Origin of the sequence: Janthinobacterium sp. SUN118, assembly GCF_030397695.1 — a bacterium.
Lineage (GTDB): Bacteria > Pseudomonadota > Gammaproteobacteria > Burkholderiales > Burkholderiaceae_D > Janthinobacterium.
In genome coordinates this window covers 2,763,846-2,778,076 of record NZ_JAPUBV010000001.1, presented here as the reverse complement: position 1 = coordinate 2,778,076, position 14,231 = coordinate 2,763,846, and the positions used below count along the sequence as shown (strand labels likewise).

At 65.1% G+C, this 14,231-nt stretch carries 15 protein-coding genes; 2 read left to right on the top strand and 13 right to left on the bottom strand.

The window, feature by feature from the left end; genetic code table 11:
- The first annotated feature begins 20 nt into the window (after nucleotides 1-20).
- Nucleotides 21-1,100, top strand: a complete 1,080-nt coding sequence (locus O0880_RS12585) for a hypothetical protein (RefSeq protein WP_289886745.1) — start codon at nucleotides 21-23, stop codon at nucleotides 1,098-1,100.
- Here O0880_RS12585 and O0880_RS12580 read toward each other — a convergent pair.
- The 7 genes from O0880_RS12580 to O0880_RS12550 all read right to left on the bottom strand — a co-directional run bounded on the left by O0880_RS12580 (nucleotide 1,097) and on the right by O0880_RS12550 (nucleotide 6,039).
- Nucleotides 1,097-2,629 (bottom strand): methyl-accepting chemotaxis protein, encoded by a 1,533-nt coding sequence (locus tag O0880_RS12580; RefSeq protein ID WP_289887354.1) that lies wholly within the window; start codon nucleotides 2,627-2,629, stop codon nucleotides 1,097-1,099. The two genes, O0880_RS12585 and O0880_RS12580, sit on opposite strands and share 4 nt — an antisense overlap.
- Before the next feature lie 67 nt (nucleotides 2,630-2,696).
- Nucleotides 2,697-3,164: a cache domain-containing protein gene (locus O0880_RS12575; RefSeq protein WP_289886744.1), complete on the bottom strand. Its 468-nt coding sequence runs from the start codon at nucleotides 3,162-3,164 to the stop codon at nucleotides 2,697-2,699.
- Nucleotides 3,165-3,413: 249 nt separating this feature from the next.
- Nucleotides 3,414-3,845 carry a hypothetical protein gene (locus tag O0880_RS12570; RefSeq protein ID WP_289886743.1) on the bottom strand — a complete coding sequence of 144 codons (432 nt, stop codon included), beginning with the start codon at nucleotides 3,843-3,845 and terminating at the stop codon, nucleotides 3,414-3,416.
- 13 nt (nucleotides 3,846-3,858) lie between these two features.
- Nucleotides 3,859-4,239, bottom strand: coding sequence for a hypothetical protein (locus O0880_RS12565; RefSeq protein ID WP_289886742.1), 381 nt, complete (start codon nucleotides 4,237-4,239; stop codon nucleotides 3,859-3,861).
- Nucleotides 4,240-4,335: 96 nt separating this feature from the next.
- Nucleotides 4,336-4,893 carry a DUF4142 domain-containing protein gene (locus O0880_RS12560; RefSeq protein WP_289886741.1) on the bottom strand — a complete coding sequence of 186 codons (558 nt, stop codon included), beginning with the start codon at nucleotides 4,891-4,893 and terminating at the stop codon, nucleotides 4,336-4,338.
- A gap of 100 nt (nucleotides 4,894-4,993) precedes the next feature.
- Nucleotides 4,994-5,647, bottom strand: coding sequence for an SMI1/KNR4 family protein (locus O0880_RS12555; RefSeq protein ID WP_289886740.1), 654 nt, complete (start codon nucleotides 5,645-5,647; stop codon nucleotides 4,994-4,996).
- Nucleotides 5,644-6,039, bottom strand: a complete 396-nt coding sequence (locus O0880_RS12550; RefSeq protein ID WP_289886739.1) for a MerR family transcriptional regulator — start codon at nucleotides 6,037-6,039, stop codon at nucleotides 5,644-5,646. The genes O0880_RS12555 and O0880_RS12550 overlap by 4 nt, the downstream gene beginning before the upstream one ends.
- Before the next feature lie 72 nt (nucleotides 6,040-6,111).
- Here O0880_RS12550 and O0880_RS12545 point away from each other — a divergent pair, with 72 nt between their 5' ends.
- Entirely contained in the window at nucleotides 6,112-6,906 is a 795-nt protein-coding gene (locus O0880_RS12545) for an SDR family oxidoreductase (RefSeq protein WP_289886738.1), read from the top strand.
- Nucleotides 6,907-6,924: 18 nt separating this feature from the next.
- Here O0880_RS12545 and O0880_RS12540 read toward each other — a convergent pair whose 3' ends face one another.
- The 6 genes from O0880_RS12540 to O0880_RS12515 all read right to left on the bottom strand — a co-directional run bounded on the left by O0880_RS12540 (nucleotide 6,925) and on the right by O0880_RS12515 (nucleotide 14,180).
- On the bottom strand, nucleotides 6,925-7,698 hold the full coding sequence (locus tag O0880_RS12540; RefSeq protein ID WP_289886737.1) for a class I SAM-dependent methyltransferase: 774 nt from the start codon (nucleotides 7,696-7,698) through the stop codon (nucleotides 6,925-6,927).
- Nucleotides 7,699-7,745: 47 nt separating this feature from the next.
- Nucleotides 7,746-9,857, bottom strand: a complete 2,112-nt coding sequence (locus O0880_RS12535; RefSeq protein WP_289886736.1) for a c-type cytochrome — start codon at nucleotides 9,855-9,857, stop codon at nucleotides 7,746-7,748.
- 199 nt (nucleotides 9,858-10,056) lie between these two features.
- The gene (locus O0880_RS12530; RefSeq protein ID WP_289886735.1) at nucleotides 10,057-11,256 is read right to left on the bottom strand and encodes an FAD-dependent monooxygenase; all 1,200 of its coding nucleotides are present in this window, start codon (nucleotides 11,254-11,256) and stop codon (nucleotides 10,057-10,059) included.
- A complete protein-coding gene (locus O0880_RS12525; RefSeq protein ID WP_083411795.1) occupies nucleotides 11,253-11,765 on the bottom strand; it encodes a MarR family transcriptional regulator in 513 nt (170 codons plus the stop codon). Before O0880_RS12525 ends, O0880_RS12530 begins: the two co-directional genes overlap by 4 nt.
- A complete protein-coding gene (locus O0880_RS12520) occupies nucleotides 11,758-13,167 on the bottom strand; it encodes an MFS transporter (protein WP_289886734.1) in 1,410 nt (469 codons plus the stop codon). The genes O0880_RS12525 and O0880_RS12520 overlap by 8 nt, the downstream gene beginning before the upstream one ends.
- A gap of 113 nt (nucleotides 13,168-13,280) precedes the next feature.
- Entirely contained in the window at nucleotides 13,281-14,180 is a 900-nt protein-coding gene (locus O0880_RS12515) for a LysR family transcriptional regulator (protein ID WP_289886733.1), read from the bottom strand.
- Nucleotides 14,181-14,231: the final 51 nt, after the last annotated feature.

Below are 14,231 nucleotides of genomic sequence, written 5' to 3'. Positions count from 1 at the left end.
TTTATCGACCCTCTTGATTCATGCCGAAACTGTTATCCAAAAGTACACTGCTGACCTTGTCCCTGTTGTCGCCGCTGTCCCAGGCCGCCGATGCCGTTCCCGCAACCGGCCACTACCTGACCTTGTACGCCGTGCCCGGCGTGCCACAAAACGATGATCCGTATACCTGGAGCACGGCCGGCGGCAAGCAGCTGAGCAAAGGCGTGACGAAGGCCGATGGACGCGCCTATGTCAGCTGGGAGGAGGGCGAAGAAAACTATATCCTGAAAACAGTGAGCATGCGCTGGCAGTTGAAGGTCCCGGCGCAATGCTGGCAGGGCGCGCCGGCGGCCTTCCTCGACTGTGTGCAACTGGCGAAAACCACGAGCCGCTATGACGAAGAGCAGGATGCGCTCAAGCTGGCCGAGCAGCAGAAGGAAGTGCAGATGCAGGCGAAGATCGCCGCCTATGCGGTGGCGGCGCGGGCCAACGACGATGAACTGGCCTGGCTGGGCCGCCTGCCTGCCGGCTGGACCCTGGAAGGCTATGGCAAGCGCCTGCTGGGCATCGGCGACAAGGTGGCCCGTTACATCGCCGACGAATTCAAGGAGGGCGTTCCCGACGTGCGCCAGTTCGTCTGTCGCACCCCCGATGACTATGGCCCCGTGCCGGACCAGGCAGCCGTCGCCGCCTGGATGGCGGCGCCGCGCGACGTGCGCAAGGTGCGGGCCGGCCCCGCCTGGGATGCGCTGGTGGCGGCAGGCGAGAAGGGCAACTGGATGGCCCGTCTGGAACTGTATTACGCGCTGGCCGGCGGCAAGGTCGGCGATTTGAGCCTGCTGGAACAGTACCGCATCGTGCAGTTGATGGAATGGCTGCACAAGAAGAAGGTCGGCGGCCTGTACAGTTTCTTCAGTGCCGGCGCGCCTGTCGCTCCCGGCCCCGGCAACAGCGGCACCTGGCGCAGGCAGGACCAGATCTATCTGTATGCCGCCATGCTGGGCGATTACCATGAGCAAAACAGCATGGGCAAGGTCTTGCAGCGGGAGGCCGATCCCGCGCTGGTGGCGGCGGGCCAGAAAATGCAGGCTTGCGCGGCGGCGGTACTGCCGCCGCGCTAAGGCGGCAGCAGCGTCCGCGCCGCATCACCGAGGCGGAAGGCGTCGACCACCTTCAGCATGTCGCGGGCCTGATCCTGCATGTTTTGCGCGGCGGCGGCCGATTGTTCGACCAGCGCGGCATTGCGCTGGGTCAGTTCATCCATGTCGGTGATGGCACTGTTGACTTGCTCGATGCCCTGGCTCTGGCGCTCGCTGGCCGCCGTGATGTCGTTCATGATCGCCGTCACCTGCTGCACGGCGGCGACGATCTCGCCCATGGTGCGCCCGGCGCTGTCGGCCAGCCGGCTGCCCGTTTCTATCCTGTCCACCGAATCCTCGATCAGCTGCTTGATTTCGCGCGCCGCCGTGGCCGAACGCTGCGCCAGGCCGCGCACCTCGGTGGCGACGACGGCGAAGCCGCGACCCTGTTCGCCCGCGCGGGCCGCTTCCACGGCCGCGTTCAGGGCAAGGATATTGGTCTGGAACGCGATGCCGTCGATGACGGCGATGATATCGACGATGCGGCCGGAACTGGCCTTGATCGAGCCCATCGTCTCGACCACCTGGCCCACCACGCGACCGCCTTCCAGCGCCACGTTCGATGTCGACAGCACCATCTGGTTGGCCTGGTGCGCATGGCTGGCGTTTTCGCGCACGGTGCCGGTCAAGGCATGCATGGACGATGCCGTTTCTTGCAGCGATTGCGCTTGCGACTCGGTGCGGGCCGACAAATCCGCATTGCCCAAGGCGATTTCACCGGCTTCCACGGTGATGGTGGCGCCGGCCTGGCGTATATCGCCCAGCAAGGTGTTCCAATTGTTCAAGACGGTGGCCAGCGCCCGCGACAGCTTGCCCACCTCATCGTCGCTGCGCACCTCGATGCGCGTCGTCAGGTCGCCGGCGGCCAGGCATACGGCGGCGCGGCAGGCTTCGGCGATGGGGCGCAGCACGGAGCGCGCCACCCATGCCGCGATCAGTGCCAGCACGGCAAAGCCCAGCGCCATCGTGCCGAGCTGCAGCCAGGCGGCGCGCTGGCCCGCGCTCCGGGTATCCTGCAGCGCGTCGGCGGTGCGCCTGTCCAGGTTCAGCAGCACCTGGCGCAGCTGGGCCCGCACTTGCTGGTAGTGCGTGGCGGCATTCTGCATGGCGGCCACGCCCGTATTCGGATCCATCGAGGCCAGGTCCAGCGCCTGCGCCACGCTGGACCGGTAGCGTTCGACGGCCGGCAAGGCCTGGGCCGCTTCCGTGGCGGCGCCCGGGTAGGTCTTCAACTGCGTCAAGCCTTGCGCGATGGCGTTCAGCTGCCCGTCCGTGTGCGCGCCGAATTGCTTGAATTGCGCTTCCGACAGGCTGGCGGCGATGGCGATCCGCGCATACGCGTCCGCATGCACCTGGCTCAGGGCAATAACTTGCTTATTAGCAAGGCGTTCGGCGGCCAGCGTGACATCCTTCAAGCCGCGCATGCGCTGCTCGTTTTGCTGCATGCCGACATAGGACAAGGCTCCCATGGCCAACAGGCAAGCCAGCGCGGCCAGCGGCACGATCAGCATCTTGTGCGCGATTTTCACGGCTGGCCCCTGTGGTCTGCCATCCCGGCACCGGCGGCGCGGCGGCGGGCTACAGGTAGATGCCGCCGCAAACGACGGTCTCGTCGAGCTTTTCGCAATACATCACCTTCGGTTCGATCTTCTTGTTTTCCGGATTCGTGAATTTATATTCCTGCCAGAAGCTGCCCTTGCTCCTGGCCAGGTCGACGCGCTCCTTGACGAAGGCCTTGCCGTCGATATCCTTCAACTCGATCAAGTTCTTGCCCACCATTTTCGGATTGGCGCCATGCGCGACGACCGTGCCGTCGAGCTTGTAGACCACCAGATACAGGTCGTGCAGGATGAATTGCGGCGACTTGGCCGTGATATCGCCATACGCCCTGGCGTCGCCGGCGCTCTTGATATGGGCCACGCCTTTCTTGACCATGGCTTCGGCATCGGCGCGCGTGGCGCCGCCCTCGGCAGCGCTGGCGGCCAGTGGCGGCGTGCCGAAGACGACGGCGAGCGACAGGCAAATGGCAGGGGCAAGCTTGGACATGACGGTCTCCTTCTCATGGCGGCAGGCGGCCGCCGGTGGGGAACCGGCGCGCCGGGGGCGCTTATCGGAGCGCCGACGTCGCATACTAGCGCGATGCCGGCACGCATGTGCTCAGCAGTAAAAAATATTTATTGCGAGCATTTTTGCAACGCCGCGTGCACATGGCCGCGATCGCGGTTTCAGAGGGGAAGGGAGGCGGCCGGCTATCGTCACGCTAGTGTGGCGCGCGCACCGCGTGCGTGCGCCGCCTCACCAGTCGGCAGGGTCTTCCGCCGCCGCGCGGGCCAGGTCATCGCGCCAGTCTTCGCGCGCCAGCCGGTAGATATCGGCGAAGAAGGCGCGCGGATCGTCCATCTCGTCCCACAAGGCGGGCAGGGCGTGCGTGCTTTCGGGGTCATGTTCGAGGATGGCCTGGAAATCGTAGCCGGGCTCCTGCAGGGCGCGCGCCAGCACGTCCAGCAGCGCATGGCGGTGGCGGTAGCTGAGCTCCTTGTACTGGCCCGTGATGTCGCGCCGTATCAGCGCCGCGCGCTGGGCCGGATCGTTCATGTCGTGGGTCTCCAGTTCCACGCCCAGGGTTTCTTCGCGGTCATACACGTCGAAGGGGCCGAGGAAATGGTGGAGCGTGGGGACGTACAGGGCGTCGCTCCAGGGGCCGCGCAATCCCTTGTGTTTTGGCATCAGGCTACTCCGCTCACGCGCATTCGGGCAGGGTCCAGCCCTCGTAACCCATGTCGGTCGGATAGATGGCGCGGTTCTGGCCCCAGCGGGCATGGTCGAGGATGCCGTCTTCGTGCATGTCGAGCACCCATTCCGTACTTTCCAGCAAGGTACCATCCTTGTGATACACGCGGAAGAAGGTGGACGTGCTGAATGCGCGCACGATGTTCTGCGGCACGCCGCCGCCATAGTGGGGCACGAAGGTCTTGATCACGCAGGTGCCGCTGGCGTTCCATTGCTGCGCGTACACCGTCGCATTGCGGGCGGCCGCCACCTTGATGAAGAGCCAGCCTGCCAGCAGGATGAGGAACAGGAGGGCGGCGGCAATCAGGCCGGTCTTTTTGAGTAGCTGCATGGGGTCGTCGCGTAGCCGAAAACAAAGTTGCCGCATTGTATGTCAAGAGCAGAAATACTTGCTGTACAGCACGCACAGCAAGTCGATCCCCGCAGACTAAGCCTGCCTGGCCAGCGCCGCGTGCAGGGCGTTGGCCATTGCCAGGTGATGTTGCAATGCCGGCAAGGTCTTCGCCGCGAAGGCCTTGATGGCGGGATCGCTGGCCTTCTGGCTCGCTTCCGTGAACAGCTTGACGGCGTCCTGGTGCGCCGCCACGCCGATGCTGGCCGCATATTCCGTGTCGAACGGCTTGCCGTCCAGACGGCTCAGCCTGGCGATCTGCGCCTTGTGCTTCGCCCCCGGCTCGTCGCTGACCTCGATCTGCCTGCTGCTGGCCAGCTGTTTCAATTCCTCGGCCACCTTCGTGTGATCGGCAACCATGGCGTCGGCGAATTTCTTCACTTCCGCATTGCTGCTCTTGCTTTGCGCTACTTTACTAGCGGCAATTTCCGTGCTGCCCGCGTCGGCTGCCTTGCTGAGGAACTGCCTGTCGTACGCGCCCGGCGCGGCGGCGGCGATGCTGTTGATGGCGATGCCGCTCAGCAGCGCCACGGCGGCGCCGATGGCCACGCTCTTCAGGGTGGGCGCGCGGGAACTGGTGGTGGAAATACGCATGGGATATCCTTTCCGTAGTGGTGTTTTCTGCAAGCTGGCGACAATGTTAAGCCCGCAGCCTGCGCACACCCATAGGACGCACACGGTCCTTCCCGTAGGACTACTCCTGTTCGCTAGCGTACAATTGGACTTGTTTAAGAGTAAACATGGCGGCGATGCCGGCATCCTGGCGCCAGGCCGGCATGCCGATATCGAGCCACTGCGCCATCGCTTCCAGGTGCGATGGCTCCGAGACGCTGTGTTCGAGTTCGTCGAGCACCGTGTCGCGGTCGATGTACAGGCTGTCCAGCCAGGCGTCGAACGAGGGCGCCAGTTCGATGAAGCCGTGGGCGCGGCGCCCCGTCCAGCCCGGCAATTCCTGCACATAGCTCATGACGCGGCCGCCGCCTTCCGCCGTCAAGTCCAGAAAGACCATGGAATTGCCGCCATCGCGGGCGAACGGCAGGATTTGCGCGGGCATGGACATGTGCTTGCGCGCCGCGCGGATCTCGCCGACCAGGGTTTCATCGCAGAAATCGCCCTCGTCAGCGCTGAAAAAGGTGTTGAAGCCCATTTTTTCCACGCCGCCCTCGCCATCGGGCACGTCGCACGTGTAGTCGAAATAGGCGCCGTTGGCGACCTGCAAAAAAGCCAGGAAGGCGGGCGGCAAGGGCGCTTCCAGCAAGGCTTCGATGGCGGCGATCTCTTGCGCCGTGGGCGCCGGCCTGGCGCCGTCGAGCGCCAGGTGGCGGTATTGCGTGTAATAGTTGCTCATTGTTTATCCTTGAATGTGGCGTCCGGCGCACCATCGTCGCAGCCCGTCTCCACCTTGGCCAGCGCGTCGACGAGGCCGGCGCGCAGCACGGCCATCGAGCGGGCCTTGTCGTCGATCTGGGCAATTTTGGTTTCCAGCATGGCGCGCTTGTTGTGCGCATCGAGGGTATTTTCCTGCCATACGGCAATCACTTCGGCGATTTCCTTCAGTGTGAACCCCAGCGCCTTGGCGTGGCCGATCAGTTCGATGCGCCGCAAGGCTTGCGCCGAATATTCCTTGTAGTTATTCGTCATGCCCGGCTGCGGCGCCGCATCGAGCAGTCCCTGGCGCTCGTAAAAGCGCACCGTATCCTTCGTGACGCCCGTCAGGCGGGTGATTTCACCAATGCGCATGATTTTTTCGTTGACAGTGGACTAAAGACCACAGTTTACAGTGAAAACACCTTCCATTACGACACTCTTGCCATGACCACCATCAACTATATAAACCAGACCGTACTGATCACGGGCGCCTCGTCCGGCATCGGCCGCGTCTTCGCGCAAACCCTGGCCGCGCGCGGCGCGCACCTGCTGCTGCTGGCCCGCTCCGGCGCCGCGCTCGACAGCCTGGCCGCCGAACTCTCCCGGCGCCACGGTATCCGTGCCCATGCCCTCGTGGCCGACCTGAGCCTGCCGGGCGCCGCCCGGGACGCGCATGCGCAGGCCTGCGCGCTGGGCATGCCGCCGGACGTGCTGGTCAATAATGCGGGCTTCGCCACGCATGGCCGCTTCGAGAACATCGACCTGGCGCGCCAGGCCAGCGAGGTGACGGTCAATTGCACGGCGCTCATGGAGTTGACGCACTGCGCCTTGCCGCACATGCTGGCCCAAGGGCGGGGCGCCATCATCAACGTGGCGTCCACGGCCGCCCTGCAGCCCGATCCCTATATGGCCGTGTACGGCGCCAGCAAGGCCTTCGTGCTGGCATTTTCGGAAGCGTTGTGGGCGGAAAACCGCCGCCGCGGCGTGCGCGTGCTGGCCCTGTGCCCGGGCGCGACGGATACGGCCTTCTTCGACGTCGTGGCCGCGCCCGAGGCGGCCGTGGGCAGGCGCATGGCGCCGCAGGCCGTCGTCGACGCAGCCTTGCGCGCACTCGACCAGGGCCGCAGCAGCCATGTGGCGGGCCGGCAAAATCGCCTGCTGGCCTGGCTGCCGCGCTTGTTGCCCCGTGAAACCGTGCTGGGCATCGTGGAAAACATGCTCAGGCCAGGCCAGGCTTGAACGCCGGCCGGCCATGCTTCAGCCCAGCTTGTGCGCCACGAAGGCGGCCGTCCGGTAGGGTACGGTGACGACGTCCTGGCCGCGCAAGGCCGGTTCGGCAGCGATCAGCTGGCCGATGTCGTCGTCGATGCGCTGGCGTTCCTGCGGCGGCAGGGCGGCGATGAAACTGGTCGAGCGCACCCTGTTGAGCAGCACGTCTTCCGCCGACCCTGTATGCCCGTGGGAAAAATGCGTTTCCTGCAAGGGACTCAATCCCGCATGGGGAAACGCCTGGCGCCAGGCGCCCGTGTAATAGCGCGGCGTATCGCCTTCGGCCCGGTTGACGATGGCGTCCAGCCGCGCCACCCAGGGCACGCTGGCGTCGCGCAGGTTCCACACCAGGCCCAGCCTGCCTCCGGGCTTGAGCACGCGCAGGATTTCATCGAGCGCCGCCGGCGTGGCGAACCAGTGGAATGCCTGCGCGCAGACGACGGCGTCGACGGACGCGTCGGGCAGGGGAATGGCCGTTGCCGCGCCCGCCAGGGCCGTGACTTTCGGTAGGGCGGCGGATAATTTTGCCAGCATGGCGGGTACGGGCTCGACGGCAATCACCGTGGCGCCCGTATCAAGCAGGCGCGGCGTGAACTTGCCCGTGCCGGCGCCCAGGTCCAGCACCGTGACGCCCGGCCGCAGGCCCAGCGCGTCCTTCAGCCAGGCCGACACTTCCGGTGGATAGTCGGGCCGGCCCTTGACGTAGCTGGCGGCCGCCGTGGCGTAGCCGTCGGCGGCCGCGTGATGAATGTTGTCGCTCATGCAATGCTCCCAGGATGGTCATGGCATGAGCATAGCGGATCCGGACGTCAGTAGCGCGCATCCGTGGGCTTGCCGCCTTTCGGCCAGTCCTTCACCTTGTCCGGGAAGTCCGGACGCGGCATGTGGGTGAAATACTCGGCCACGTCGACGGCGTCCTGGTCGGACAGGTTACCTTGCCCCAGCGGAAACTTCTGGCCATGGCCCATCACCATGTTCGCTTTCACGAAGCCGGCCGCCGTGTAGGTGCGGGCCATGCCGGCGCCGATATTGAACGAACGCTCGCCCCACAGCGGTGGAAAGGCCGGCACGCCATTGGCGCCCTGGATGCCTTTGCCATTCGCGCCGTGGCACACGGCACATTGCTCGGCATATACTTTTTTACCATGCACGGGATCGGGCATGATGTTGCGGTCGATCTTCGCCACGCCGCGTCCCGGCACCTTGTCGTTCGCTTGCGTGGCGCCCTTCATCCAGTCGATATAGGCGACCATGGCCTGCAGCTCGGGGCCGTCGACGGGCAGCGGCTTGCCGTGCATCGAGCGGCGGAAGCAGCCGTTGATGCGCTCGCCCAGGCTGATGACCTTGCCCGCGCGCGGCGCTTCCGAGGGAAAGAATGCGGAAATGCCGAGGAAGGGCGAACCGTTGGCCACGGTGCCGCCATTCAGGTGGCAACTGCTGCAATTGAGGTCGTTGCCCACGTTGCGCGGCAGGCGCGCGCGCGTTTCCGTCATCAGCTGCATGCCGTGGATCAACTGGCTGGCATTCGGATCGGCCGCCAGGGCGGCGAAGCGGGGCGTGACGAAGCCGCCCGAATCCGGCGCCTTGAGCTTGAGTTCCTTGCGCACCTTGGCGATCTGCGCCGTCGTGACGGGCGCGCCGTGGTTGCCCCACTTGCCGCGCACAAAGGTGAGGATTTCCGCCAGTTCCGCATCCGACAGGCGGTCATACGAAGGCATGCCGAACGAGCGCGGCGATTGCTGCGTGACGGCTGACTGCCAGCCGGTCAATGCGATGTGGATGACGGAGGTGGCATCCTTCGACTGCACCGAGTCGTTCTGCGCCAGCGGCGGGAAGATGTTCTCGACGCCGCGGCCATCGCGCCGGTGGCAGGTGGCGCAAAACTGCAGGTAGCCGAGGCCGCCGCGCGTGTTGTACAGGGCGTCGTCGCTGGCCGCCACGAGGGGAGCCGGCGCCTTTTGCGTCACTGGCGCGCCCGGTTTGGCCGGCAAGTCGTGCAGGTAGTGCGCCAGCGCATCGAGGTCGCCATCGGTGAAATACTGCGTGCTGTGCGTGATGACCTCCGTCATGCTGCCGGCTGCCGTGCCGAAACTGTTGCGGCCCGTTTTTAGCAGGCGCACGATTTCCTCCGGCGTCCATAAGTTGCGCAAGTTCACGGCATGCCAGCCGTCGAAGGTGAAGCCGGACAGGTAATGCTTGCCGCCGCTGCCATCCTGGCCCAGGGCCTTTTCCTGGAAGGCCACGCCGCGCGGCGTGTGGCACGATCCGCAATGGCCGAGGCCCTGGGCGATATAGCTGCCCCGGTTCCACACGGCCGACTTGGCGCTGTCGGGCTTGAACGGCGCGTCGTCGAGGAAGACGGCGTTCCACAAGGACAAGCCCCAGCGCATGCTGAACGGCCACTTCATGTCCGTTTCGCGGTTTTGCTGCGCCACGGGCGCCACGCCGCGCTGCAGATACGCGTACAGGGCCTGCATGTCGTCGGGCGAGATCTTCGCATAGGACGGGTAGGGCATGGCCGGATACAGATTGTGGCCATCCGCCGCCACGCCCTTGCGCATGGCGCGGTCGAACTGCGCGAACGAGTAGCCGCCCAGCCCCGTCCTGGCGTCGGGCGTGATATTGGTGCTGTAAATGGTGCCGAAAGGCGTTTTCAGCTCCAGGCCGCCGGCCATGGCGGCGCCGTTCGGGCTGGTGTGGCAGGCCACGCAATCGCCCAGGCGCGCGACATATTCGCCGCGCTTGACGAGTTCGGCGGACGGCGCCGCTTGCGCCGCCGCGGCTGGCGGCGCGGCGGCTGTGGCGGAAGTGGCGCACAGCAGGATGCTCGCCAGGAGCAGCAGCGCCTGCATCAGTGCGGATGAAAAGGAAAAGCGGTGCGGCGAACCGGGATACAAGGTGGAAGTGGCATTGGCGTTCATGGTGACCCTCTATTATTCGGGTCCAGCATACGCATGCGCCGCCATGGCGAAAATTGGGAGTTTCTTTCGGTCGACTAGGTAATCTTGCCTAGTGCATGCCGGCGCAAATTACTGTATGGCAATTATGCTCTGCGGCAGGCGGAAGGTGCCGCACACCTTCCGCACACCTTGACCGACTGCCGGTCAAGGCGTGCCCGCGTCAGGTCATGTGCGCATAATCGGGAAGCGCCAGGGCATCTGCCTTGGGAGTCAAAAACCTGGCCAGAATTGACTTCACAATTGGAACATTGCTCATGCGCAGCATCGCATGGCCAAAGGCGATCCCGGCGCGGGAATGGGGCGAGGCAAGCCGGGGCGCGAAGGTGGGCACGCTCTGCGCCTGATCGACATAGGGGCGCATGATCGCTTCATACGCGGCAAACGCCTGCGTGTGATCGGCGTGGCGTCCCAGTTCCCCTGCCAGGATGTAAGCGCCGCACAGGCTCAGGCTGGTCCCCATGCCGCTGATGGGCGAGGCGCAATAGGCGGCATCGCCGACGAGCGCGATCCTGCCCTTGGACCAGCGCGCCATTTTTACCTGGGAAATCTGGTCGAGATACAGGTCGGGAGTCGCGTCCAGGGCGGCAAGTATGCGCGGCGTTTCCCAGTTCAGCCCGGCAAATTTTTGCTTCAGCAGTGTCTTTTGCTCGGCAGGCGACAGCTTTTCGTAGGCGCTGGGCGGTTCCTGGAACGAGAGCAGGGCGCGGGTGGTCCCCAGGTTGTCCGGACGCAAGCATACGCTCAAGCCGCCAGGCGCATTGAACCATCGCATCTGGCGCTCGTCGCCGGGCGCGCGCGCGATGGTGAAGTAGGCCGTGTAGAGGTCGAACGACCGGCGTGTGACTTCGTCTCCGAACACGAGCTTGCGCGTATGCGAGCCCACGCCCTCGGCAGCGATGACGAGGTCGAACCGCTCTTCGCCGCCGTGTTCGAAGCGCACCTCGACGCCGTCGGGCAGTTCCTCGAGCGCAGCGATACTGTCGCCAAAGCGGTAGTTCACCTGCTGACGACCATGCTCGATCAGCAGCTTGGCCAGTTCCCCGCGCAGGATTTCAAGCTCGGCCACCGGCCCGTTGCCCTCGAACGCCCCGATGCCGATTTCCGCCCTGGTGCGATCATGCTCATCGACAAACCGGATCCCATCCTCATGCGTGCTTTTGGCGCGGATGGCGCTCTCGAGTCCCATCCGCTGCGCCACCACCTTGCCGGCGCCGCGCACGTCGATCGTTTGCCCGCCATCGCGAAACTCGGGCGCGCGTTCGACGACCGTCACCTCCATGCCCTGGCGCGCCAGCCAGAAAGCCAGCGTGGGGCCGGCGACACTTGCACCCGTTATCAGGATTTTTCGCTTGTTCTTCATTTATTCTTCTTTTCTGCTGCCGTTGGCAACGTGGTCTGGTAAACCGTAATCACTTGCTGGAGAAAATGCTCTATCGTCGTGCGCTCGCCCGCGGACAAGGCGCTCAGCACCGCGTCCAGTCCATCGAGCATCGGCGCGATATGCCGGTACGTCTGCGCCACCGATGCCTGCACCGGATGCACGAGCACGCGGCGCTTGTCGTCCTGCTGGCGTTCGCGCGTCACGTGGCCGGCACGTTCCAGGCGGTCGATGACGAGGGTGACGCCGGCCGTCGTGACGGCAAGGCGCGCGGCCAGTTCATTCGGAGCGAGGGGACCATTGCTGATCAGCTGCTCCATCAATGCCATATCGGTCTGGTTAATGCCGAGCGCGGTGCTCAGGCGCTGCGCCGTTTCGCGCGTCAGGATCGCGATGTCCTGCAGCTGGCGGCCGATGACATCGCCGGCGATGTGCATGCCGCGCGGGTCTTCGGGGGCGAATGATTCAATTGTTGCTTGCTGGTCATGCATGGTTTACCTCGAGTTCTGATTTTGCGGCAGGGGGAAAAAATAAGGTCACGCCCATAAAGGCGACGAGTATGACGGCCTGGATCGCCAACGCGGCGCTCAAAGCCCGGCCTGGCGTCACGGCGGGATGCGCGGCAAAGAATGCGCCGCTGAACACGGCCACGCCGATCGAGGCGGCAATCGATTGCACGGCAGACAGAACGCCGGAACCCGAGCCTATCTGCCTGTCGTCCAGGGACGCAAGGATGATGCTGAAGAGGGCGGCAATCACCAGGCCGGCGCCGATACCGCAGACCAGCATGCCTGGCACTACATGCCATGCAGAAAAGGCCGCCGTATTGCCCAGTTCATATTGCAGCAGCGCCACGCCGGCAAGCTGGACGCCGGCGCCCAGTTGCAGCACCCGGCGTCCGAAACGCGCCGCCAGGACGGCGCCGCTCAAGGTGGCGCCGCATGCCGTGCCGATAGCGAATGGCAGATTGGCAATACTTGCTTCGCCCGCCGTCAATCCATGTCCGATCTGCAGAAACAGCGTCAGCACCAGCTGCATGCCGACGAGCGAACAAAAGAACAGGGCAATGCCGGCCAGCCCGGCCGTGTACGCAGGCCGCTGGAAAATCGACGTCATGATCAGCGGCGCCTGCCCGGCGCGCACCACCGACGACTGCCGCAGGCCAAATAGGCCGAAGCCCAGCGCGGCCAGCACGATGCAAGGCCAGCCCCAGCCCGGCCAGGCGCCAGCCTCGCCCAGCGGCAAGACCAGCAGCACCGAGGACAGCACCAGCAGGGTGGCGCCGGCGACGTCGATGTTGACCGAGCGGTCACCCGCACGATGCGGCAAGTAACGCCATGCCACGAGGAAGCAGGCGACGCCTGCCGGGATATTAATCAGGAACACGGCTCGCCAGCCCAGGCCGAACAGGTTCAGTTCAAGCAGCATCCCGCCAAGCACGGGGCCGAGTATGCCCGCCAGGCCCAGGATGGGACCGAAGATGCCGAACACCTTGGCCAGATCCGGACCGCTGTAGTTTTCACGCAGCAAGCCCAGGCCTTGCGGCAACAGCATGGCGCCGGCCAGCCCCTGGAGCAGGCGAAAGGCGATCAGCATGGCGATGGTCGGCGCCACGGCGCAAAAGAGCGACGCGACGGTAAACGCGGCCAGGCCGATGAGAAACATGTTGCGCCGGCCGAAGCGATCGCCGAGGCGCCCGCCGAGCACCAGTCCGGCGCCCAGGGCGAGCGCATAAGCGCCAATGACCCATTGCATCTGGGCCGGGCTGGCGCCAAGCGAACTGATCAATGCAGGTCCACCGACATTGACGATGGTTGAGGCGGCAAGGTCCATGATCTCGGCAACGATCATGGCAAGTAAAATCGGCCAGCTAGGCAGTGGAACGGTAGACATTCTAATTAATAGCTAACTTAGTTAGTGATAAAGTTAGACGATATAGGGGATCGCGCTCCTTGTCAACAGCGGCAGGGCGGCCAGGCGGCGCATCAAGCCCGCTTTCCGCATCACTACGCGACAAATCCCAGGATGCGCTCGCGCAGCCAGCGGTGGCCCGGGTCCAGGTGCAGGCGTTCGTGCCAGACCATGGCCATCTCGTAGTCGGGCAGGCTGACGGGCGGCTCCCACGTGCGCAGTGCGCCCAGCGCGTTCTTCAGCAGCCGCGACGGCAACAAGGCCACCATGTCGGACGCCGCCAGCAAGGGCGGGACGATGAGGAAATGCGGCACGGACAACACCACCTTGCGCTGGCGGCCCAGCCGCTGCAGGGCCGTGTCGACAGCCGTGCGGAAGCCGCCGCCGTTGGGCGAGACGACGATGAATTCCAGCGCGCAAAATCGCTCGAGGTCGGGCGGGGCCTGCAGCAGCGGGTGGTCGTGGCGGCCCGCCAGCACATAGTGTTCCGTAAACAGGGTGCGGTGGCGCAAGCCGGGCGGCGCTTCTTCCTGCGCCAGAAAGCCCAGGTCGACCTGGCCGCTTTCCAGCTCCTGCGCCATGCGCGCCGGCACAGCTTCGAACACGGCCATGCGCGACAGCGGCGCCTGCGCGCGCAGCGCCGGCAGCATGGGGAGCAGAATCGCATACTCGGTGGCGTCGGCCGCCGCCAGGTTCCAGCGCACCTCGGCCGTGGCCGGGTCGAACGCCTGTTCCGGCTGCAAGACTTCCTCCAGCTGGGCCAGCACGGCTTGCAAGGGCGCGAACAGGGCCAGCGCCCGCGCCGTGGGCAGCATGCCGCGCGGACCCGGCAACAGCAGCGGATCGTCGAAGGCGGCGCGTAGCTTGCCCAGCTGCACGCTGACGGAAGGCTGGCTCAGGTGCAGCCGCGCGGCCGCCCGCGTGACGTTGCATTCGATCAAGAGCGCTTCCAGGGTCAGCAGCAGATTCAAGTCCAGCTTGCGTAGATTGTTCACGACTATACCTCGTATATTAACTATTCATTTCCACAATGATAGCGCAAGCCC